Here is a 20,639-nt window from a genome sequence, read left to right as displayed (position 1 = left end):
CTGAAAAATGGAATCAAACCGACTGGCGGGCGGTGCCGACGGCAACTGCAAGCGCGATAGCGAGGCAGAGTGTGGCGGAAAGCGATCGGAAAGCGCCGAAATCCACTTCGGAGACCAGCAAGGTTTGTTGCGCAAGCTTGCTCAGCGGGCTGACGATGGTGTCCGTGATGCCGACGACATTGACGCCGCGCGCGGCAGCGGATTCCGCCATCTCGACGGTTTCAGCGGAGTAGGGCGAAAAGGTGATTGCCAAAAGCACATCGCCTTTGCGGATGGCGTGCATGTTTTCCAGCTTGCCGACGGCGCTGTGCAGCATGGCCGGAACCTGCATCTTTTCCAGCGCATAAGCGAGATAGCTTGCCACAGGAAACGCGCGGCGAATGCCAACGAGGTGGATTGTCTCGGCGCGGGCGAGAATCTCGACGGCTCTTTCCAGCGCTTCCGGTTCTATAGTCTTGAGCAGGCCTTCAAGCGACGTACGCCCCGCTTCGGCAAATTCGGCCAGCAAGGCAGGCGCGCTGTTGGCTGCCGTCTCGCGCAGATGTTCCAGACGGGTCGAATAATCCGGCCAGCCGCCAGCATAGGATTCTCGGAAAAGCTTCTGCATTTCCGAAAAGCCGGAAAAGCCCAGCAATTGGCAAAACCGCATGAAGGCCGAGCTTTGCACGCCTGCGCCATCGGCCATTTCTGCGACTGTGGAAACCGCGATGCGGTCCTGATTGGCCGCGACAAAATCCGCGCATTGTTTCAGGCGCTTCGGCAGGCGGTCGGAAACTTCCAGCAGACGCGCTTCAAATTCCTTGACGGTGGTTGGGGCTGGGGATGAAGCGGAAACTGTATCCATTGCGGACTTTCCAAAAACGGTGTCTTGACAATCTTTATGCCACATTCTAGCAAAATAGAATAAATATTCCAATATGCCTTTCGCGCGATCTCCAATAAACGGGACAATTAAGCGGTAAACGCATGAATGGGAATATCAATCAGTTTTGTAACCGTTTCACAGCGGCGGTTTCCTGGGAGGGATAAGGCAATGGTGACACGTCTGGCACTACTTGGCGCAGGTCGCATCGGCAAGGTTCACGCGGGCGCGATAGCGTCCGACAGGCGCGCCAGACTGGTCGCAGTCGCCGACGCCAATGAGGCGGCGGCGCACGCGATTGCCGACGCTGCCGGTGCTGAGGTCCGCACAATCGATGAGATCGAAAAGTCCGATGATGTGGATGCGGTGCTGATCTGCACGCCGACCAACACCCATGCCGATCTGATCGAGCGCTTTGCGCGGGCAGGCAAGGCGGTGTTCTGCGAAAAGCCGATTGATCTCGACATTGCGCGGGTGCGCGCTTGCCTGAAAGTCATCAAGGAGACCGGAGCGAAAGTGATGCTCGGTTTCAACCGCCGTTTCGATCCGCATTTTACAGCCGTGCGCAAGGCGATTGACGATGGCCAGATCGGCGAGGTCGAAATGGTGACGATCACCAGCCGCGACCCCGGCGCGCCGCCAGCCGAATATATCAAGGTTTCGGGCGGGATCTTCCGCGACATGACGATCCATGATTTTGACATGGCGCGTTTTCTTCTCGGCGAGGAAATCGACAGTGTTTCGGCCTCGGCCTCGGTGCTTGTGGACCCGAAGATTGGCGAGCTTGGCGATTTTGATAGCGCCAGCGTCATCCTCACCACGGCTTCCGGTCGTCAGTGCGTTATCTCCAATTCGCGCCGCGCCTCCTATGGCTACGATCAGCGCATTGAAGTGCATGGTTCGCTGGGCGCTGTATCGGCGGAAAACCAGCGTCCGGTATCGATAGAAATAGCTTCGAAGGATGGTTACACCCGCCCGCCGCTGCATGATTTCTTCATGACGCGTTATACGCAAGCTTATGCGGCGGAAATTGCGTCGTTCATCGATGCGCTGGATAGCGGCAAAGCGCCGTCGCCTTCCGCCGAGGATGGCTTGCAGGCCTTGGCATTGGCCGAAGCGGCTTTGCGCTCGGTCAAAGAGGGACGCCGTGTGAAAGTTGCGGACGTTCTGGCTTAGGCATTGATTTCCGTTTGCCTTTCCCGCCGCGAGGCTGCGATATGCGGATATGGCTTACAAAATCGATGACCTGCCGCTTGAGGAACTTTTCCTTGCCGTGACCAGCGCGACCGCCGCGCTGACACGACTGGACGAGCGGCTGGCGCGTTCGCCCATCTGTGATGGATTGAAACGGCGCATGCATATGCAGGACGCCGTCTCCTCCATGTGGCTGGAAGGCGAACTGGTGCATCTGGAAGACCTGGTGCTCCATGATGCGCTGATGGACAGCCGCACGCCAAGCCATGCCCTCACGGTCGCTCATGCGGTGCTACGTATGCGCCGCCAGATTGCGGGCCGTGCGGCGGGCTGGGCGTTGAGTCCTGCTGGCATGCGGCAGCTCCTGGGGCTTAATCCTGATGTTGCTGAAGCACCCGAGCCAGAGCCGTCCGCCCTGTCCGACGATGACGACAGCGATCCGCTGCTTGATGATATCGACGCGCTTCTGGCACGAACGGATGCCCTGTTAAAAGGCGTGACCAGCGAACCCCGCAAGCCGAAACCTTTGCCACGCGATACGCTGATCTATGAAGACGACTGGGACGAGGCCGAGCGTCTGCAGGAATGGCGCGAAATTTTCGATTCAACCCGGCATTTGCCGCCGCTCTTGCGTGCCGCAATCATGCATGACGCCTGGTTTTCCATGCAGGTGGTGCAGCGCTCGTCCTGGATTGGCCGACTGCTGACGGCGTCTTTCCTGAACCAGTCGGGCATCGCCGCCAATCATCTGCCAGCGATCAGTATCGGTTTGCAGACGAAAAAGCCCAATGAACGCCGTTCGCCGAACCGGCTTATGCGGCTCAAGGTTTTTCTGGCGGCAATCGAAGAGGCTTCGGAAGCGGGCATGAAGGAGCATGACCGCCTGATGCTGGCGCGCGAACAGATGCAGCGCAAGCTGAAGGGGCGCCGATCCAATTCGCGTTTGCCGCAATTGATGGAACTGATCCTGAGCAATCCGCTGGTTTCCAGCCAGATGATCGAGAAGGAATTACAGGTCACGCAGCAAGGTGCGTTGAAGCTGATCGGCGAACTCAATCTGCGCGAAATGACCGGGCGAGGCCGCTTTCGCGCCTGGGGCGTTCTGTAGTTCAGGTCAGGCTGCGTCGCTCATACAGTTGTCGCGCAGATGGCTGGCGAACAGCTGGAACTCGTTGCGCCGCGCCGCATTCGCCCGCCACGCCAGCACCAGCGAACGGAAATTGTTCTTCCCCTCATAGGGCACGATGCTGAGATCGGTGCCGCGCGCTACATTGGCCTTGACCGCCAGCTCCGGCAGCAGCGTGACGCCCATGCCAAACTGCACGAGCTGAACCAGCGTCATGATGCTGGTGGCGTGCACATCGCCGCCGGTTTGGGCAGGCTTGGAGCCGATGGCCGCCATCACATGTTCGCGCAGGCAATGGCCGCTTTCGAGCAGCAGGAAAGGCTCATCCAGCAGATCGTCGGCATCGACGCGATCCCGATTGGCAAGCGCATGATCGCGGCGCACGGCCAGGAAAAACGGATCATGCCCGATTTCCACCATTTCGAACTCATCGAGGTCATAGGGGTGGGCCACAAGCGCGACGTCCAGCGTGCCGGAGCGCAGGCTTTCCAGCAGGCTGCGGGTCAGCCCTTCACGCACGGTCAGTTGCAACTCGGGAAACGCCTTGGCCGTCGCGGGCAGGACTTTCGGCAGGAAAAACGGCGCGATGGACGGAATGACGCCAAGCCGCAGGCGCGTGGTCAACGGTCGTTCGGCCTGCCGGGCATGTTCGGGCAGTTCTTCGATCCGCGCAACGATATCACGGGCGCGGGCCAGAAAATCCTCGCCAGCGGGCAAGAGTTGCATGCGCCGGCCCGTCCGGTCGATCAATGTAACGCCCAGTTCCGCTTCCAACGCCTGAATGGCAGCGCTTAATGTGGACTGGGTAACGCCCACGGCTTCAGCGGCGCGCGAAAACGAACCTGCCTGTACAAGCGATAGAAAATAGTGGAGCTGGCGAACGCTGATATTGAGCATGAAATGAAGGGCTTATCGTTATAATCGATATGAACAATCGCTTTAATCGCTTTGACCGATAGGGGTAGGCCGACTATAGATGACTCGCAAGCAGAAAATTCAGAAAATTCTGAATTTTCTGAATAACTATAGAATTTACAGGCAGGTTTTAAGATGCTCGGTATCGGCGATAAGCTCCCCTCTTTCAAGGTCACCGGTGTAAAGCCCGGTTTCAACCATCATGAAGAAAACGGTGTTTCGGCATTCGAAGAGCTGACGGAAACGAGCTTCGAAGGCAAGTGGAAGGTCATCTTCTTCTACCCGAAGGATTTCACCTTCGTCTGCCCGACTGAAATTGCAGAATTTGCTCGTCTGGCTTCGGATTTTGAAGACCGCGACGCCGTGGTTCTCGGCGGTTCTACCGACAATGAATTTGTGAAGCTCGCATGGCGCCGCGACCACAAGGATCTCGACAAGCTGCCGATCTGGTCGTTTGCCGACACCAATGGCTCGCTGGTTGACGGTCTCGGCGTTCGTTCGCCGGATGGCGTTGCCTATCGCTACACCTTCGTTGTCGATCCAGACAACACGATCCAGCACGTCTACGCAACCAACCTCAATGTTGGCCGCGCTCCGAAGGATACGCTGCGTGTTCTCGACGCTCTGCAGACCGACGAACTGTGCCCTTGCAACCGCGAAGTCGGTGGCGAGACGTTGAAGGCAGCTTAAGCTGTCGCGCACGACCAATCAAAAGGCGGGTTCAGGCCCGCCTTTCTTTTATCCAGCAATAAGCAATAAGAGGGTTCCATGTCGATTGACGACCTGAAGTCAAAAATCCCGGATTTCGCCAAGGATGTCCGCCTCAACCTGTCGTCCATGGCCAGCGACGAAACGCTGAGTCCGCAGCAGAAATACGGTCTGTTCGTGGCTTGCGGCATTGCCTCGCGCAATGCGGATGTGCGCAAGGCGCTAACCGCCGAAGCCGCAGCCAAGGTCGACGCATCGGTGGTGCAGGCTGCAAAATCGGCTGCATCCATCATGGGCATGAACAATGTCTATTACCGCTTCGTGCATCTGGCCTCGAACAAGGACTACCGCACATTGCCAGCCAAGCTGCGCATGAATGTGATCGGCAATCCGGGCGTGGACAAGGTCGATTTCGAACTCTGGTCGCTCGCGGTTTCGGCGATCAATGGTTGCGGCATGTGCATCGACGCGCATGAAGATGTGCTGCGCAAAGCTAACGTGACGACGGAAGTCATCCAGACGGCAGCGCGTTTTGCCGCGATCATCCAGTCGGTGGCGATTGCACTCGAAGCTGCCGACGTCGAATAGGCTTTCGGCAACGGAAACGAAAAAGCCCGCGTGGATTGCTCCACGCGGGCTTTTGTTTGGCTTTCAAGCTTGGCTTTATTTGCCGCGATTGAACGAGATGAAGGCAAAGCCGACCAGCGAGATCAAGGCTGCGACCACCATGTAATAGCCGACATAGTCGAAACTGTAATGGGTGGCGAGCCACGTCGCGATATAAGGCGCGACCGAAGCGCCGAGAATGCCGGCCAGATTGAAGGTCAGCGATGCGCCGGTGTAGCGTACCGAGGTCGGGAACGGTTCGGCCAGCGCCGCGCCGATCGGACCATAGGTCATGCCCATCAGGCCGAAACCGATGATGAGGAAGGCCAGAACGCCAGCCGTACCGCCCATGAAAAGCGGTGCCATGATCAGGCCGTACAGACCAATCAGGATCGTGACGACGATCATCACCGGGCGCATGCCGTAGCGGTCGGACAGGATAGCCGACAGTGGAATGGTCAGGCCGAAGAACACGACGCCGATCATCTGCAGGACGAGGAATTCTTCACGGCTGTAGCCCAGCGCACGCGTGCCCCAGCCGAGCGAAAACACGGTCATGAGGTAAAAAAGCACGAAGGTTGCAACGGCGGCGATGGTACCGAGGAACAGGTTCAGCTTGTGCTGCTTGAACAGCGTGGCAACTGGCACTTCAACGCGTTCGGCCTTGTCGATGGCCTTCTGGAATTCCGGCGTTTCAGCGATCTTCAGGCGGATGAAGAGGCCGACCGCGACGAGAATTGCACTGGCGATGAACGGAACGCGCCAGCCAAAGGCGAAGAACTGTTCTTCGGTGAGAACTTCGGCCAGAAACAGGAAAATGCCCGTTGCCAGAATGAAACCGACCGGCGCGCCGAGCTGCGGGAACATGCCGTACCAGGTGCGCTTGCCTTCTGGCGCGTTTTCGGTGGCGAGCAGCACTGCGCCGCCCCATTCACCGCCGAGACCGAGACCCTGGCCGAGACGGCACAGCGCCAGCAGGAGAGCGGCCCAGACGCCGATGGATTCATAGGTCGGCAGGAAGCCGATGGCGACTGTGGAAATGCCCATGGTCATGAGCGCAGCCACGAGCGTTGCCTTGCGACCGATCCTGTCACCGAAGTGACCGAACAGCGCGCCACCAATCGGGCGGGCAAAGAACGCGATAGCAAATGTGGCAAGCGATTGAAGCAGTGCCGAATTACCATCGCTAGCAGGGAAGAACAGATGCGGGAATACAATCACCGCTGCCGTTGCATAAATGTAAAAGTCGAAGAATTCGATCGTAGTGCCGATCATGCTTGCGGCCAGAACACGGCGCGCGGAATTTTGCTGCGGAACAACCGCTTGAGCGACAGTCATTTTCTTATCCGTTTTTGTGGGCTGTTATAATTGGGAGCAGCCTCGATGCGGTTCTTTAAAACCGTGTGATACGGAATCGCAAGCAGAAAAGGGGTTTTGCGTAATTTTATGAACGCGCAACTCTTCTTTTCGAAAGAAAAGTGAAAGTGCGAGCAAAATCATGGGATGTAAGAATAGGCCTTTCAATTGTCACATCGTGTCCCTAGATTCGGGTCGGATCAATAACCGGGCATCAATTCGGATGCGGAGATGCAGTTCGTGAAACAGAACATTGGCGGCAGACGCAATATGTGGGGTCTTTCCTTCCTGCATATGCCGTCGCGCGTGTTGCTGACGGTTTTGTCAGTGCTGTTTCTCGTTTCCACACAGCTTTGTTATGCCATGGCGCATGATACGCCGACAGCAGGCGTTTCTGTCGGCTGTCGTATGAGCGAACAACAATCCGCAGACAGCGCGATGCCCGTCTCCCACAATGGGGGACAACAGGCACCCATGGATCACGGAGCAAAGGCTCCGGTCGCCTGTGTGATGATGAGTTGCGGCTGTATTGTGCAGTTGAGCGCCGATATTGGCGCATTCGCGCCGTCACAGGATTTTGGTCCTCCGCCACTCGTTGCCGCACTGAGCAGCAATGCCCGCCATGACCTTCTGCGACCTCCAATAACACTTCCGCTTTAATCGCTCAAAACGCTGTCGATCCATCGGCGGCGACAGGATTATTGTCTGGAATTCTATTTGGAGACTTCACTATGCGTGGATTAACTCGCCGCCGCCTGCTCGCGCTCGGCGCGGGCGCGGCAAGCTTCGCCGCTGTTCGCCCTTTGACCGGCTTTGCGCAGGATGCGCATCAGAATATGGGCCACGGCGCCATGGAAATGGCCCCATCGGGCAAGGCGCAGAGCCTGCCCGTTCCGCCTTTGCTGGAACCCGATGCTTCCGGCGTTGTCCGGCTCAAGATCGGCAAGGGTCGTCATTCCTTCGCGCCGGGCAGCGATGCGGCTTCTGCCGGTATCAACGGAACCTATCTCGGCCCCGTCGTCCGGCTCAAGAATGGCGAAAACGTAACGCTTGCCGTCGAAAACGATATGGACGAGGAGACGACCCTGCATTGGCACGGGCTGTTCGTTCCGTCGAACCTTGACGGTGGGCCGCACAATCTTGTTCCAGCGGGAGGGCGTTGGGAACCGAAAGTGTCGGTCAACCAACCGGCTTCGTTCAACTGGTTTCACCCGCATCTGCACGGCGGCACCGCCCGTCAGGCGCATATGGGCATTGCAGGGTTGATGATCGTCAGCGACGGCAAGGATGCCGAGCGAGGCCTGCCGGAAACCTATGGTGTGGACGATATTCCGCTGGTACTTCAGGACCGCCGTGTCATCGAAGGCGACAAGGTCTATCAGCCTGACATCATGGATCTGATGCACGGTTTTCGCGGGAACCGGCTGATCGTCAATGGCGTCATCTCGCCGGAAGCGAAGGTGCCCGCGGCAGTGGTGCGCCTGCGCATTCTCAACGGTGCCAATGCGCGCAACTTCCATCTGCGTTTCAGCGATAATCGTCCGCTGTATGTGTTTGCTTCCGATGGCGGCTTTACCGGCAAGCCGGAAGCCGTCGAACGGCTGACGATCAGCCCCGGTGAACGCTATGAGGCGCTCGTCGATTTTTCGACGGGAGGCGAAAGCGTCGAACTTCTGACCGCAAGCGATGACAGCGGCGGCGACGACCAGATGCTGATGCGGTTCAGCGTCGATAGCGCGCTTAAGGGAGGGGTCAAGGACATTCCGGCAAATCTTGAAGCACCGGAAGCGCCAAACCCCGACAAATCGGTGCGCAGGCGTTCATTCTTCTTTGATGAGCGCATGGCTGAAAACATGAAGCTGATGATGCAAAAGCCTGCCGCAGACCCCCATGCTGGCCACAGGATGGGTAAGATGGATATGGGCGCCATGCAGGGCGGGGAGATGGACCACGACATGATGCATGGTAGCCGTTCATCCGCAGATACCGGTCCGGCGCTGGATGCGATGACATCCGGTGTGCGCATGGCAATTGCGGGCGAACCTTTCGACATGAAGCGCATTGATGTCGAGGCCAAGCTGGGCTCATGGGAAATATGGGAACTGACCACGAAGGAAATGGCGCATCCGTTCCATATCCACGGTGCCTCTTTCCGTATCCTGACCTTCAACGGCAAGGCTCCGCCCGCCCATCAGTCGGGATGGAAAGACACAGCGCTGATTGATGGCAAGGCAGAGCTTCTGGTACACTTCGATCGTGAAGCGGTGCGCAGTCATCCATTCATGTTCCATTGTCATGTGCTGGAGCATGAAGATGTCGGCATGATGGGGCAGTTCGTAACTGTCTGATCCAATACCGGATTGCGCGGCGGAACACTGCCGCGCAATCTTTTGCAAACTTTATAAACCGAACAATTTGTCGATCCATACGTTAGTTTTTATCCCGAAACGAATTTGAGGATGGAGGAGACGATGCGCAGCTTGATTTTAGGTTCGTTACTGGCGCTTGCGACTGTGCCCGCCTTTGCGGACGACGTCAGCGTGAAAATGTTTGAGGCGCTGCCCACAGGGCAGGGCAAGGAACTCGGCACGATTACGATTTCGCAAACCGCTGATGGCCTGCAGTTTACACCCAATTTGCAGGGCATAGCAGCGGGGGAACATGGTTTCCATGTCCATGAAAAGGGAAGCTGCGCACCGGCGGAAAAGGACGGCAAGACCGCTCCCGCAGAGGCGGCTGGCGGACATTATGACCCCGGCCATACCAAGCATCACATGGGGCCTGACGGCGAGGGCCATATGGGCGACCTGCCGCTGTTGAAGGCCGATGCGGACGGCAAGGTTACGGGTGGCGTGGTTTCGCCGCGTCTCAAATCGCTGGATGAAATCAAGGGTCGCGCCCTGATGGTCCATGTTGGCGGCGATAATTATGCGGATAAACCGAAGCCGCTTGGCGGTGGCGGCGCGCGCTTCGCCTGCGGCGTGATTGAATAACTCGCGCCGAATTCCCCGGAGCTGTCAGCTCCGGGGAAAGCATATTGGGCTTAGCCCCAGGTTTCGATGCGCAGTTTTGACCCATCGGAAAAGCGGGAAATATGGAACGGCGATGGATCGACCACCGGCGTTTCACCGCTCACCATATCCGCAACCAGACGGCCAGCGCCGGGGCCGATGCCGAAGCCGTGGCCGGAGAAGCCGGTCGCAACGATAAGGCCCTCAACGCCTGGGATCGGGGAAATGGTCGGAATGATATCCGGCATGGTGTCGATCAAGCCCGCCCATTCCTGTGCAATCGAGACGGAAGCAAAGGCGGGGATCGCCTGTTTCAGCTTCGCCAGAATTGCTGCATTGGCGGCGCGGTGCGGTTCGGGGTCGAGCGTGCGGATTTTCTCGAAGACCGAGACCTGATCGGCGGGGCGCAGCTTCCACTGGAAGGCTTCCTCGAAGAAGCGTTTTCCGAAACGAAAGCGCACATTGAACCATTCGCCGCTCGACAGCGACGGCAGAAAATCCTTCAGGTAGCGGAAGCTGTCAGGCACGATATCGGCAATCGAGCCGCCGAGGCTGGCGACCGTATAGCCGCCGTCCATCCGCTTGCGCAGCGCGAAATCCGAATAGGCAATGGCGGGTTCCACACCGGCATCAATCGGCGTGGTGCGGAAAACCGACGAGCGAACCTTGAGTTGCGGCAGGCGGGCATTGAACTCCGAGATAATCAGGCGCGACCATGCGCCACCAGCCACAACGACCGCCTCACAACGCACGCGGCCCTTTTCCGTCAGAACGGCAGTCACGCGGCCATTGGTCGTTTCGATGCCGCGTACCGCGCAATTCTGCATAATGACGGCACCGTCTTCCTGCGCCTTGGCGGCAAAGGCGGGCACAGCCTTTTGCGGCTCTGCGCGACCGTCAAGCGGCGTGATCATGCCGCCAGCAAGGCGACGCGTCAGGCCCGGAGCCAGCGCTTCGGCCTGCTGGCTGTTCAGAATGTCGGTTTCAATGCCATGCTCGCGCGCAGCGGCAATCCATTGTTCGTAGAGCGCCATCTGTTCGGCTTTTTCAGCCGCATAGGCAATGCCGGTCACACGGAAGCCGGTTTCGCGGCCCGTGCGCTCGTTCATCCCGTCCCAAAGCCGCATGCTTTCGACAATCAGCGGCATTTCACGGGTATCGCGGCCCGTGCGGCGGCACCAGCCCCAGTTGCGGCTCGATTGCTCGCCTGCGATTTCACCCTTTTCGAACAGGGCGACCGGGATGCCGCGTTCGGCCAGAAACAGGGCGGTGGAAACACCGATGACGCCGCCGCCGATAATGGCGATTTTCGTTTCTTGCGGCAGGCGTTCGGCTGTCGCGACCTTGTCCGTGACGGGCCCCATGGTCATTCTCCTAAGGTATGATAAGGCATGCGGAAAGCGTGCGGAACATGCTCCGCTTTTTGCTTGCAATCAACCAAGTTGATACCCAAAGCAATATCGAAATCCGAAAAAGATGGGGCGGCGATCCGGTTCTTGAGGAATTCTGTCCTGTTTTGGTGGCGAAGCCGCTAAACACGCTTTATAGCGAGGGAATGGACAAGGGGATTCCGGTCAGGCATGGACGTGCGAAATCAGGTTGAGCAATTGCAGGAAGAGGCCGGTGCATCCGGTCCGGCTCTGACGCTTTCCAGCGTTACCCGCCAGTTTGGCCCTGTCCTTGCGCTCAACAATGTGTCGCTTGACGTGCAGGCCGGTGAAATCATCTGTCTCGTGGGCCATTCCGGCTGCGGCAAGACCTCCATGCTGCGCATTATCGCCGGTATCGACGCGCCCGATGGCGGCTTGCTGAGCATGGGGGGTAAGGTGCTTGCCTCGCCAACCACATTCGTAGAACCCGATAAGCGCAATATCGGCGTGGTCTTTCAGGATTATGCGCTGTTTCCGCATCTGAGCGTTCGCGACAATGTCATGTTCGGTCTGCGCAAGATGCGCCGCGATTTGGCTGAGGGCCGCGTGCGCGAACTGCTTGAACTTGTGGGCCTGTCGCATATGGCCGACCGCTATCCGCATATGCTGTCGGGCGGCGAGCAGCAGCGCGTGGCGCTGGTCCGCGCGCTGGCGCCAAAGCCGCATCTACTGCTAATGGACGAGCCGTTTTCCAATCTGGACCGGGGGCTGCGGGCAAAGGTGCGCCGCGAGACGGTCGGCCTGTTGCGGGCGCTCGGCACCACGGCAATGATCGTGACGCATGAGGCGGAAGAAGCGCTTTCGACCGGCGACCGCGTCGTGCTGATGCGTTCGGGCGAGATCGTTCAAAGCGGCACCGCGCGTGATCTTCATGATCGTCCTGAAAGCCGCTATGCCGCAGACTTCTTTTGCGATTTCAACGTCATTCCGGGTGTGGTGCAGGGCAATGCGGTGGAAACTGTTTACGGCAATTTCAAAGCGCCGCAAGCGCTGCAATCCGTGAAAGACGTGTCCGTCTATCTGCGACCTGCCGATCTGCATATCGTCGCGGATGATGAGGCTGGTCCCACCGATCTGCGCTGCCTGATCGAGATGCGCACCTTTCTGGGTGAAACGGAAGAGCTGGTGCTCCATGCCGACGCCGCGCCACTGCGTTTGCGCCTGCGCACGCCGGTCCATGTGCCGAATACGGTCAATCACGTGTTTGTTCGTTTCGACCGCGATAAGGCCCTGATCTTCCACGGCTGATCCGATTGGTTCGCATTTGCGTGGCAGGGCGATTGACCGGGCCAGAAACTGCTCATATAAGTTGATTGCATAACTCATCATTTTATTTGGAACCATTCCAAACGGAGGTAAAATGCCTATTTTCGCGCGTGCCAGCCTTGCTCTCGTTGCAGCGACTTTTCTATCTGGAACTGCTTCCGCCAATGAGGTGAATATCTACACGACGCGCGAACCGGGCCTCATTCAGCCTCTGCTGGATGCGTTCAAGGCATCGACGGGCATCACGGTCAACACCGTGTTTCTGAAGGATGGTCTGGCTGAGCGCGTCGCATCGGAAGGCGCAAGCTCTCCTGCCGATATTCTGATGACGGTTGATGCGGGCAATCTCGTCGATCTCGCGGAAAAGGGGCTGACCCAGCCGGTCGAATCCAAGACCCTGAACGAAGCCGTGCCGGAGCAGCTTCGTGACGCCAAGGGCAACTGGTATGCCCTGTCGCTGCGCGCCCGCGTGGTTTATGCGGCGAAGGATCTGGAACTCGACGCCATCAATTATGAAGACCTGTCCGATCCGAAGTGGAAGGGCAAGATCTGCATCCGCTCCGGTCAGCATCCTTACAACACCGCGCTTTTCGCCGATTACATCGCCCATTACGGCGCTGAAAAGACCGAAGCCTGGCTGACCGGCCTGAAGGCCAATCTGGCCCGCAAGGCTGCCGGTGGTGACCGCGATGGCGCCAAGGATATTGTCGGCGGCATTTGCGATATCGCCGTTGCCAATTCCTATTATGTCGGCCTGATGCGTTCGGGTAAGGGCGGCGATGAGCAGAAGGGCTGGGGCGAGGGCATCAAGGTCATCCTCCCGACCTTCAAGGATGGCGGCACGCAGGTCAATATCAGCGGCGCAGCCGTGGCCAAGAATGCCCCGCATAAGGAAGAGGCTGTCAAGCTTCTCGAATATCTGGTTTCCGACGAAGCGCAGAAGATCTATGCCGAGGCCAATTACGAATATCCGGTGAAGCCGGGCGCTCCGGTCGATGCGATTGTAAAGTCGTTTGGCGAATTGAATATCGACAAGGTTCCGCTGACCCAAATCGTCAGCCATCGCAAGGAAGCCAGCGAACTGGTTGATAAGGTTGGTTTCGACAACTAAAACCAGAATGACAGTATGAACAAAGCGCCGGTGCTTCATGCGCCGGCGTTTCAGTATAACGAGCACAATGACACCTATGCCCGCCACAGCACGACGTTCGCTTTTCCGGCCTTCAAGGGCGGGGCGCGTCTGGCTTTGGGCTTCAGCGGTGATTGCGTTTCTTGTTTTCCTGCCGGTTCTGGCGCTCGCTCGCGAAGCTTTGCAGGGTTCGGCAGGCCTGTGGCAGCATCTGTTCGCGACATTGTTGCCGACAGCCTTTGCCGATACGATCATTCTTCTGCTTGGCGTCGGCTTCATTGCCGCGCTCGTCGGGACGTCGATGGCGTGGCTGGTGACAGCCTATGATTTTCGCGGGCGCGCTATTCTGGAATGGGCGCTGCTGCTGCCGCTGGCGGTGCCGACCTATATCGTCGCCTATACCTATCTGGACATTCTTCATCCGATAGGGCCGGTGCAGGGCGCAATTCGCTATATTTTGGGCTTTGATAGCCCGCGTCAGTTCCGCTTGCCGGATATTCGCTCGATGACCGGCTGCATTCTGCTGCTGGGCTTCGTGCTCTATCCTTATGTCTATATCCCGACCCGGGCGATGTTTCTCACGCAGTCGGCGAGTCTCATGGATGCCGCGCGAACCCTTGGGGTCAGCCGTCGCGGTATTTTCTGGCGGGTGGCGTTGCCGCTGGCGCGTCCCGCTGTTGCCGTTGGTGTCAGCCTCGCCTTGATGGAAACGCTGAACGATGTGGGCGCGGCTGAGTTTCTAGGCGTCCGCACTCTGACCGTATCGATCTACACGACGTGGATCACGCGATCCGATCTGCCGGGCGCGGCACAGTTGGCACTGGCTTTGCTGCTGATCGTGGTGGCGCTGGTGTCGCTGGAGCGTTGGGCGCGGCGCAAACAGCGCTTTGCTTCCAACATCCGCCATTCGCGCGGTTTTGAACCATCGAAGGTTTCAGCAGCCAGAGGGCTGTGGCTGTTTGCTCTCGGCTCGCTGCCAGTTGTCATCGGCTTTGTCGGACCGGCGCTCTATCTGCTCATCGAAGCAATAAAGCGCGCGCGCTTCGCAGGCATATCGCCGCGTCTTGCCGGGGAGGCGGTCAACACGCTGCTGCTGGCCTCGATTGCGACAGCGATTGTGCTGGTCTTTGGCATGGCGGTTGCTTATGCGGTGCGTCTGTTTCCAGGCGCTTCCTCCCGCTGGTTCTATCGCCTGTCGACCATGGGCTATGCCGCCCCCGGTACGGTGATTGCCATTGGTATTCTCGTTGTTTCCGGCAGCTTCGATCATGTGTTCAACCAACTGGCCGGGTATCTTTTCGGCGTTCCCGCCGGTCTGATTCTGATCGGTTCGGGGGCTGCGGTGGTTTATGCCTATGGCGTGCGGTTTATGGCCATCGCCGCTGGCGGCATCGATGCCGGGCTGGAGCGCATTCCGCTATCGCTCGATCATGCATCGCGCACGCTTGGACGAAGCGTGACGGCGACATTCCGCTCCGTGCATCTGCCGCTCTCCAGGACGGCAATCGTTGCAGCCGGATTGCTGGTTTTCGTGGACTGTGTGAAGGAGCTGCCCGCGACTTTGCTTCTCCGCCCGCTCAATATGGAAACTTTCGCGACGCATCTTTACGGCGAAGCCGCCCGCGGTACATATGAAGAAGCGTCGATTGCCGCACTTGCCATTGTGGTGATCGGTATTGTGCCGGTTATCCTGCTTGCGCGGGTGGGCCGTAGGACTGTCAATTCCGTGCGTCAATATTAAAATTGTCTAATATAGTAAGTGTCTTAAGTATAGACCTTATACCCTGGTATCGCTTGGCTTTTATGCTCGAATTTATGATTGCTTAAGTAGTGTAGGCTAAAGAAAATCCTGTTATATAATAAAACTACCAATATGCTTCGGTCAGGGCCGACGCGGCCTTGCGCGAATGAGAGCGGGGGCGTGACGTGTTCAAAGTTATCGAATGCATATCCGTACAGCACGACAGGCCGATTGTCGTCCTGGCCGCCCTCATTTCCTTCATAGGTGTCTTTGCGTTTTTTCTTCTGCTGGCGAGAGCGGGCGAATGCGCCGATCATCGCCGTGACAGCTGGCTTGCAACCGCTGCCTTTGCAGGGGGGTTGAGCGTCTGGGCAACGCATTTCGTTGCGATGCTCGCCTATCAGGGCACGGTGGCGATCGAGTTTGACCTCATCATCACGACGCTTTCAGCTGTGATTGCCATTGCCGGTTTCTGGGTCATGCTTCGCTTGCTCAATTTCGACAGCGTCAAGGCAAACCTGTTTGCAGGATTTTGTGGCGCGCTGGTGATCGCCGCAATGCATTTCACCGGCATGGCCGCAATCCGGGCTGCTGCGACAGTCCAGTTTGATGCAGTGCCTATCATCGTCGGCGCGGTTGTCTCCACTCTGTTGCTGGCTGGCGCTTTCGAGGTGATGCGTCTCTCAGGCCGTTGGATGCGCATTTCCCTTGCCACGGTTCTCGGCGTCGGCTCGATCTGCGTCCTGCATTTCACCACCATGTCGTCCAGCACTTTGATACCCGATCCAAGCCTGCCTGCGGCTGATCCGCTGGGTACGGGCCGCATGTGGATCGTCGGCGCTGTGGCGACGGTCTCTTGCTTCATCGCGTTCATGACTGTCGCTGCCGTATTCATCGACCGTTACATGACGGATTTGAAGGGCTTTGCCAATGCGACGCTGGACGGGCTTGCCGTCATCCGTGACGACCGGATCGTCGAAGTGAATGCGCGCTTTTCGCGTTTGATGAACAGCACTGAAAAGGCGCTGATCGGGCGTTCGCCAGAGGATTTGCTGCTGACGGCAGATGGTCTGCCCGCCGCCGCGCCGCGCACGGCTGCGGTCGAGGCGACTCCCCGGCAGGAAAATGACGAGCGTATTTTCGAACTCGCCGTCCACACGATTGAATATCAGGGCAAGGCCTGTGAAGTGCTCGCCGTGCGAGACCTGACGGAAAAGCACGCCGCGCAGCGTCAGATCGAGCATATGGCGAACCATGATGCGCTGACCGATCTTCCCAATCGCGCCTTTTTCGAACAGCGCCTGTCCAATGCCGTAGGCGGACGCTCGCAGCAGCGTTGCGCCGTCTTCGCGCTCGATCTCGACCGGTTCAAGGCGGTGAACGATATTTTCGGTCATGCGCAGGGCGACCGGGTGTTGAAAACCGTTGCCAATATTCTGCGGCGCACGATTAGCGGCGTCGATACGGCGGCGCGCATCGGCGGCGACGAGTTTGTGATCCTGCAGGTCGGCGTGCCGCAGCCTTCCGGCGCGCGCAAGCTTGCCGAGCGGATATTGGACGAATTCAAAAAGGAAATGAATATGATCGCCGATCAGACGGCGGTGGGCGTCAGTATCGGTGTTGCGATCTATCCGACCGATGGCCGCGATGCCGAAACGCTCCGCCACGCTGCCGACGTCGCGCTTTACCGCGCAAAGACTAGCGGCAAGGGCATGGTTGCGTTCTATTCGCCGGAAATGGATCGCGAGATTACCGAGCGGCGGCAACTGGAAGCCGATCTGCGGCAGGCTATGTCGCGCGGTCAGATAACAATCGCCTACCAGCCGCTGATCGGAACCGCCGACGGTTCCTGCAAGGGCTATGAAGCGCTGTTGCGCTGGACGCATCCGGAGCGCGGAACCATTCCGCCGGAAGTGTTCATTCCGATTGCCGAGGAAACCGGTGTCATTATCGCCCTTGGCGAATGGGTGCTGCGGGAAGCATGCCGGACGGCGGCGAGTTGGGACCGGCACCTGACGGTCGCCGTCAATGTGTCTCCGATCCAGTTTCGCCTGACCAATCTGCCTGAGACAGTCGCCGCCATTCTGGATGAAACCGGACTTGAGGCCTATCGGCTGGAACTTGAAGTTACGGAAGCGGCACTCATCAAGGACAGGCCCACCACGCTGGAACTGCTGCGCCGGATCAAGAAACTGGGCGTGCGCATCGTGATGGACGATTTCGGCACCGGCTATTCTTCGCTGAACAACCTCCAGAGCTTCCCATTCGACAAGATCAAGATCGACCGCAGCTTCATCAATACGATGGAAACCGATGTCAGTTCCCACGCGATTGTGCGGGCAATTGTCGGACTTGGGCGCAGTCTCGATCTGCCCGTCGTAGCGGAAGGTATCGAAAATTTTCATCAGCACCGCATGGTGATCGAAGAGGGCTGCGCACAGGTGCAGGGTTTCCTGTTCGGGCGTCCCGCACAGGCGCCAGGCATGGCCGACCCGTCAGAAATTGTTCCCTACAAGAAATTTGTGGACAAATAAAACGTTCCGCCTTGCTTGCTGCGGCGAATAAAGTGGAGCTTCGGAAGCGGCTCCCGGGCTCTCTATACTCTGCCAAATTGTTACAAGGCTGTTACATGACAGTCGCGTGATGCGCTTTCAGGGCGCGTCCGCCGGCCTGCGCGTCGGTAGCGCCAAGACAAATAATCCAAGACTATCAAGGGGGTTGCCACTGCACCCGTATCGGAGGGCAGCGGGGATAGTATAATGTTTTCAACACGATATTTCGCGTGATCGCAATAATATGTGAATTTATTACAAGGAGCTTTCCGTGCTTCTAACACGTTGAAGCCACAAATTGACAGCTCAATGGGGCTGAAGCATCGGGCAAGAAACGACATCGTTTTGGAAAGCACGGTGTAAAGGAAAGTAAACAATACCTTCGATCCGGAAGGAAAAGCCATGTGGCGGCTTTTGACCTGACGTATCGCGGCTTAAGTTGGATGATAGATACTATGCTTACTTCGCAGCAATGGCTCCCGGTCGAATTGCTCAACATCGGGCTGGCCGCGGCTCTTTTCTTCGCCTGCCTTGTCCACTCGCTGTGGAAGGCGGTCTTCGATGAGCTCAATCCGGTTTTCTGGCGCCGCACGGCTGCTCTTTTGTGGGCTGGCGTCGTGGTCGTCGCGCTGAGCGGCGGGCTGGACAGCTTCGACTGGGTACAGGCAATCGGCTGGATGCTCGTCGCCGGTGGCGTTGCCGCGACTGTGGTTCGCGCCGGTCTTTCCTATTATCGCCAGTATTGCGCGCAGAACCCGCAGGGTGTCTTCGGTCGTCGCACGCGGCTTTCGGGACGGTGAGCCTTATGTTTGCAAGAACCGAAACAATGCCCTTGCGGCAACACCGCCCTTATAGCCTGCGCTCGTTCTTTATCCGCGCTTTTGGCTCTGCACGATCCCGTAAATATTCGTAGAACGGGCGCCGGAGCGGCAATAGGCGAAGAACGGGCCTTCTGCCTCGTCAAGCGCCGCCGCCATGGCATCGACATCATCCTGCGTCAACTGGCCGCCAACCACCGGAATGTAATAGGTGGTGAGGCCAGCTTTCTCAGCAACGCGGGCAATCTCGGCAAAATCCGGCTGTTCCGGGCCGCCTTCGCCATCGGGACGGTTGCAGATGATCGTCTGAAAGCCTTCTGCCGCAATGTCGCGTACGTCATCGGGCGAAATCTGGCCCGAGACTGAGTAATTATCGTCGATCTGGCGAATATCCATTTTATCCTCGCTATCGGCGCTGCCTTTCATACACAATATATTCGGGCTATGGCCGAAATACTTGTGCTGCATGCCTGTTCGCTGGCACCATACATAAAACCCGATATGATGCTACAGCAAACTGTAGCAATGTGTCGGGATGCGCAAACAGCAGGCAAGAGAAATGACAATACCCAAGATCAGTCAGGATGTGGTGCGCCTCGCACATCGCGTTTCGGGCTTCCAGGAAGGGCGCCGCGCCGTGCCCGAGGAAGTGCCGGTCGCGATGAGCTACAACGGCTCCACCCAGGCTGTCATGATGGCGACCCCATCCGATCTGGAGGATTTCGCGGTCGGGTTCAGTCTGACCGAAGGTATTATCGACGATGCCAGCCAGATTGAAAGCATCGAGCTTGTCGCTTTCGCGGAAGGCGTGGATGTGCAGATGCGCCTTGCTGAATTGCCGGAACAGCGGCTGGCGGCGCGTCGCCGTTTCATGGCTGGCCCGGTTGGCTGCGGACTATGCGGCATCGATTCCATCGAACAGGCCTTGCGCCCGGTGAAGCCGCTCGCGGTGGACGGCTACCGTTTTTCGGCGAGCACCATTGCCATCGCGATGGCGGCACTCGGGCGTGAACAACAATTGAATGCAATCACCCATTCGGTTCACGCAGCGGGTTTCTACACACCGCAGCAGGGATTGATTGCGGCGCGCGAGGATGTTGGCCGGCATAATGCGCTGGACAAGCTCGTTGGCGCTCTGGCGCGTAGCGAGGTCGCAACCGGATGCGGCATAACCGTGATCACGAGCCGGGTATCCGTTGAAATGGTGCAAAAGGCAGTGAAGCTCGGCGCGCCGGTTCTGGCGGCTATTTCAGCGCCCACGGCACTCGCCATTCGCACTGCACAGGAGGCCAATCTCACTCTGGTCGCCATCGTGCGCGGCGAAGAATTCGATATCTACACCCATGGCGAGCGTATTGTGGTCGACTGAGATACGGCCCCGCATGGCGGGGCCGTTCCTGTGAGCGATCAAACCAATGCGGCGATACGGCTGCGTTCGCCGACGATCTGCAAGGCCGCGTGAGCGGCTTCGACACCCTTCACCTTGAAATGGTTGAAGAAGAAGTCGTGATGCTCCTTGCTGTCATGGAAATGATGCGGGGTCAGAACGACGCTCAGCACCGGCACTTCGGTTTCCAGCTGCACCTGCATCATGCCGTTGATGACGGCAGTGGCCACGAAATCATGGCGATAGATGCCGCCATCGATGACGAATGCGGAGCCGACGATGGCTGCATACTGGCCGGTCTTGGCAAGCGTCTTGGCATGAAGCGGAATTTCGTAAGCGCCGGGAACATCGAAGACGTCCACTTCGACATTGGTGCCGGTTTGGGCGGCGAGTTCCGCGATAAAGCTCTTGCGGGCTTCGTCGACAATGTCGGCGTGCCAGCGGGCCTGAATGAATGCAACTTTGAAGGAAGTCTTGTTCGGATAGCTCTGGTTCATAGGTTCCTCAAGAAACTAGAATCAGGGCGCACAAAGGAACG

At 58.1% G+C, this 20,639-nt stretch carries 20 protein-coding genes; 14 read left to right on the top strand and 6 right to left on the bottom strand.

The annotated features are described in order from the left end of the window. Positions 1–13: 13 nt before the first annotated feature. The gene (locus tag FIC94_RS03270) at positions 14–844 is read right to left on the bottom strand and encodes a MurR/RpiR family transcriptional regulator (protein WP_140023904.1); all 831 of its coding nucleotides are present in this window, start codon (positions 842–844) and stop codon (positions 14–16) included. A 189-nt stretch (positions 845–1,033) separates the two neighbouring features. Between FIC94_RS03270 and iolG the strand changes: the two genes are divergently transcribed. Together iolG and FIC94_RS03260 are read left to right on the top strand one after the other, a co-directional pair. Then, a complete protein-coding gene (gene iolG, locus FIC94_RS03265) occupies positions 1,034–2,038 on the top strand; it encodes an inositol 2-dehydrogenase (protein WP_140023903.1) in 1,005 nt (334 codons plus the stop codon). A gap of 49 nt (positions 2,039–2,087) precedes the next feature. After that, positions 2,088–3,164, top strand: coding sequence for an RHE_PE00001 family protein (locus FIC94_RS03260; RefSeq protein WP_140023902.1), 1,077 nt, complete (start codon positions 2,088–2,090; stop codon positions 3,162–3,164). 6 nt (positions 3,165–3,170) lie between these two features. Here FIC94_RS03260 and FIC94_RS03255 read toward each other — a convergent pair whose 3' ends face one another. Further along, entirely contained in the window at positions 3,171–4,079 is a 909-nt protein-coding gene (locus tag FIC94_RS03255) for a hydrogen peroxide-inducible genes activator (protein ID WP_140023901.1), read from the bottom strand. A 153-nt stretch (positions 4,080–4,232) separates the two neighbouring features. Between FIC94_RS03255 and FIC94_RS03250 the strand changes: the two genes are divergently transcribed. Both FIC94_RS03250 and ahpD read left to right on the top strand, forming a co-directional pair. Further along, positions 4,233–4,787, top strand: a complete 555-nt coding sequence (locus FIC94_RS03250; protein ID WP_109367204.1) for a peroxiredoxin — start codon at positions 4,233–4,235, stop codon at positions 4,785–4,787. A gap of 78 nt (positions 4,788–4,865) precedes the next feature. Beyond that, entirely contained in the window at positions 4,866–5,393 is a 528-nt protein-coding gene (ahpD, locus tag FIC94_RS03245) for an alkylhydroperoxidase, AhpD family (protein ID WP_140023900.1), read from the top strand. A 75-nt stretch (positions 5,394–5,468) separates the two neighbouring features. Here the strand turns inward: ahpD and FIC94_RS03240 are convergent, their stop codons facing one another. Further along, positions 5,469–6,749, bottom strand: coding sequence for an MFS transporter (locus tag FIC94_RS03240; protein WP_109367206.1), 1,281 nt, complete (start codon positions 6,747–6,749; stop codon positions 5,469–5,471). A 249-nt stretch (positions 6,750–6,998) separates the two neighbouring features. Between FIC94_RS03240 and FIC94_RS03235 the strand changes: the two genes are divergently transcribed. The 3 genes from FIC94_RS03235 to sodC all read left to right on the top strand — a co-directional run bounded on the left by FIC94_RS03235 (position 6,999) and on the right by sodC (position 9,760). Further along, positions 6,999–7,427: a hypothetical protein gene (locus FIC94_RS03235; protein WP_140023899.1), complete on the top strand. Its 429-nt coding sequence runs from the start codon at positions 6,999–7,001 to the stop codon at positions 7,425–7,427. A 71-nt stretch (positions 7,428–7,498) separates the two neighbouring features. Then, a complete protein-coding gene (gene cueO / locus FIC94_RS03230) occupies positions 7,499–9,115 on the top strand; it encodes a multicopper oxidase CueO (RefSeq protein ID WP_140023898.1) in 1,617 nt (538 codons plus the stop codon). 123 nt (positions 9,116–9,238) lie between these two features. Beyond that, positions 9,239–9,760: a superoxide dismutase family protein gene (sodC, locus tag FIC94_RS03225; protein WP_140023897.1), complete on the top strand. Its 522-nt coding sequence runs from the start codon at positions 9,239–9,241 to the stop codon at positions 9,758–9,760. Positions 9,761–9,810: 50 nt separating this feature from the next. Here sodC and FIC94_RS03220 read toward each other — a convergent pair whose 3' ends face one another. Next, positions 9,811–11,142 carry an NAD(P)/FAD-dependent oxidoreductase gene (locus FIC94_RS03220; protein ID WP_140023896.1) on the bottom strand — a complete coding sequence of 444 codons (1,332 nt, stop codon included), beginning with the start codon at positions 11,140–11,142 and terminating at the stop codon, positions 9,811–9,813. Positions 11,143–11,189: 47 nt separating this feature from the next. On the opposite strand from FIC94_RS03220, the gene FIC94_RS22360 reads away from it, so the two are divergent. The 6 genes from FIC94_RS22360 to FIC94_RS03195 all read left to right on the top strand — a co-directional run bounded on the left by FIC94_RS22360 (position 11,190) and on the right by FIC94_RS03195 (position 18,696). After that, on the top strand, positions 11,190–11,381 hold the full coding sequence (locus FIC94_RS22360; RefSeq protein WP_180917888.1) for a hypothetical protein: 192 nt from the start codon (positions 11,190–11,192) through the stop codon (positions 11,379–11,381). Next, positions 11,359–12,456 carry an ABC transporter ATP-binding protein gene (locus FIC94_RS03215; protein WP_140023895.1) on the top strand — a complete coding sequence of 366 codons (1,098 nt, stop codon included), beginning with the start codon at positions 11,359–11,361 and terminating at the stop codon, positions 12,454–12,456. Before FIC94_RS22360 ends, FIC94_RS03215 begins: the two co-directional genes overlap by 23 nt. 112 nt (positions 12,457–12,568) lie before the next feature. Further along, positions 12,569–13,585: a Fe(3+) ABC transporter substrate-binding protein gene (locus FIC94_RS03210; protein ID WP_140023894.1), complete on the top strand. Its 1,017-nt coding sequence runs from the start codon at positions 12,569–12,571 to the stop codon at positions 13,583–13,585. A 67-nt stretch (positions 13,586–13,652) separates the two neighbouring features. Beyond that, complete coding sequence (locus FIC94_RS03205; RefSeq protein WP_140023893.1) at positions 13,653–15,344, top strand: ABC transporter permease; 1,692 nt, start codon at positions 13,653–13,655, stop codon at positions 15,342–15,344. Positions 15,345–15,529: 185 nt separating this feature from the next. Then, the gene (locus FIC94_RS03200) at positions 15,530–17,878 is read left to right on the top strand and encodes a bifunctional diguanylate cyclase/phosphodiesterase (protein ID WP_140023892.1); all 2,349 of its coding nucleotides are present in this window, start codon (positions 15,530–15,532) and stop codon (positions 17,876–17,878) included. 473 nt (positions 17,879–18,351) lie between these two features. Beyond that, positions 18,352–18,696 carry a hypothetical protein gene (locus FIC94_RS03195; RefSeq protein WP_121538239.1) on the top strand — a complete coding sequence of 115 codons (345 nt, stop codon included), beginning with the start codon at positions 18,352–18,354 and terminating at the stop codon, positions 18,694–18,696. Positions 18,697–18,765: 69 nt separating this feature from the next. On the opposite strand, the gene FIC94_RS03190 is transcribed toward FIC94_RS03195, so the two are convergent. Continuing rightward, positions 18,766–19,110, bottom strand: coding sequence for a protein tyrosine phosphatase family protein (locus FIC94_RS03190; RefSeq protein ID WP_140023891.1), 345 nt, complete (start codon positions 19,108–19,110; stop codon positions 18,766–18,768). A gap of 163 nt (positions 19,111–19,273) precedes the next feature. Here FIC94_RS03190 and fdhD point away from each other — a divergent pair, with 163 nt between their 5' ends. Continuing rightward, the gene (gene fdhD / locus FIC94_RS03185) at positions 19,274–20,083 is read left to right on the top strand and encodes a formate dehydrogenase accessory sulfurtransferase FdhD (RefSeq protein WP_140023890.1); all 810 of its coding nucleotides are present in this window, start codon (positions 19,274–19,276) and stop codon (positions 20,081–20,083) included. Positions 20,084–20,121: 38 nt separating this feature from the next. Here the strand turns inward: fdhD and FIC94_RS03180 are convergent, their stop codons facing one another. Continuing rightward, on the bottom strand, positions 20,122–20,598 hold the full coding sequence (locus FIC94_RS03180; RefSeq protein ID WP_140023889.1) for a 6,7-dimethyl-8-ribityllumazine synthase: 477 nt from the start codon (positions 20,596–20,598) through the stop codon (positions 20,122–20,124). Positions 20,599–20,639 lie beyond the last annotated feature (41 nt).

Source organism: Ochrobactrum teleogrylli (assembly GCF_006376685.1).
GTDB lineage: Bacteria > Pseudomonadota > Alphaproteobacteria > Rhizobiales > Rhizobiaceae > Brucella > Brucella teleogrylli.
The sequence above is the reverse complement of the archived record's forward strand: the minus strand, read 5'-3'. Positions and strand labels throughout refer to the sequence as shown.

Excerpts from the sequence above, each read along its gene's own strand:
- FIC94_RS03180 (WP_140023889.1), bottom strand. The coding sequence starts at position 20,598 with ATGAACCAGAGCTATCCGAACAAGACTTCCTTCAAAGTTGCATTCATT.
- FIC94_RS03250 (WP_109367204.1), top strand. The coding sequence starts at position 4,233 with ATGCTCGGTATCGGCGATAAGCTCCCCTCTTTCAAGGTCACCGGTGTA.
- FIC94_RS03210 (WP_140023894.1), top strand. The coding sequence starts at position 12,569 with ATGCCTATTTTCGCGCGTGCCAGCCTTGCTCTCGTTGCAGCGACTTTT.
- FIC94_RS03220 (WP_140023896.1), bottom strand. The coding sequence starts at position 11,142 with ATGGGGCCCGTCACGGACAAGGTCGCGACAGCCGAACGCCTGCCGCAA.
- FIC94_RS03205 (WP_140023893.1), top strand. The coding sequence starts at position 13,653 with ATGACACCTATGCCCGCCACAGCACGACGTTCGCTTTTCCGGCCTTCA.
- ahpD (WP_140023900.1), top strand. The coding sequence starts at position 4,866 with ATGTCGATTGACGACCTGAAGTCAAAAATCCCGGATTTCGCCAAGGAT.
- fdhD (WP_140023890.1), top strand. The coding sequence starts at position 19,274 with ATGACAATACCCAAGATCAGTCAGGATGTGGTGCGCCTCGCACATCGC.
- iolG (WP_140023903.1), top strand. The coding sequence starts at position 1,034 with ATGGTGACACGTCTGGCACTACTTGGCGCAGGTCGCATCGGCAAGGTT.
- FIC94_RS03240 (WP_109367206.1), bottom strand. The coding sequence starts at position 6,749 with ATGACTGTCGCTCAAGCGGTTGTTCCGCAGCAAAATTCCGCGCGCCGT.
- FIC94_RS03255 (WP_140023901.1), bottom strand. The coding sequence starts at position 4,079 with ATGCTCAATATCAGCGTTCGCCAGCTCCACTATTTTCTATCGCTTGTA.
- FIC94_RS22360 (WP_180917888.1), top strand. The coding sequence starts at position 11,190 with ATGCTCCGCTTTTTGCTTGCAATCAACCAAGTTGATACCCAAAGCAAT.
- cueO (WP_140023898.1), top strand. The coding sequence starts at position 7,499 with ATGCGTGGATTAACTCGCCGCCGCCTGCTCGCGCTCGGCGCGGGCGCG.
- FIC94_RS03195 (WP_121538239.1), top strand. The coding sequence starts at position 18,352 with ATGCTTACTTCGCAGCAATGGCTCCCGGTCGAATTGCTCAACATCGGG.
- FIC94_RS03260 (WP_140023902.1), top strand. The coding sequence starts at position 2,088 with ATGGCTTACAAAATCGATGACCTGCCGCTTGAGGAACTTTTCCTTGCC.
- FIC94_RS03190 (WP_140023891.1), bottom strand. The coding sequence starts at position 19,110 with ATGGATATTCGCCAGATCGACGATAATTACTCAGTCTCGGGCCAGATT.
- FIC94_RS03270 (WP_140023904.1), bottom strand. The coding sequence starts at position 844 with ATGGATACAGTTTCCGCTTCATCCCCAGCCCCAACCACCGTCAAGGAA.
- FIC94_RS03215 (WP_140023895.1), top strand. The coding sequence starts at position 11,359 with ATGGACGTGCGAAATCAGGTTGAGCAATTGCAGGAAGAGGCCGGTGCA.
- sodC (WP_140023897.1), top strand. The coding sequence starts at position 9,239 with ATGCGCAGCTTGATTTTAGGTTCGTTACTGGCGCTTGCGACTGTGCCC.
- FIC94_RS03235 (WP_140023899.1), top strand. The coding sequence starts at position 6,999 with ATGCAGTTCGTGAAACAGAACATTGGCGGCAGACGCAATATGTGGGGT.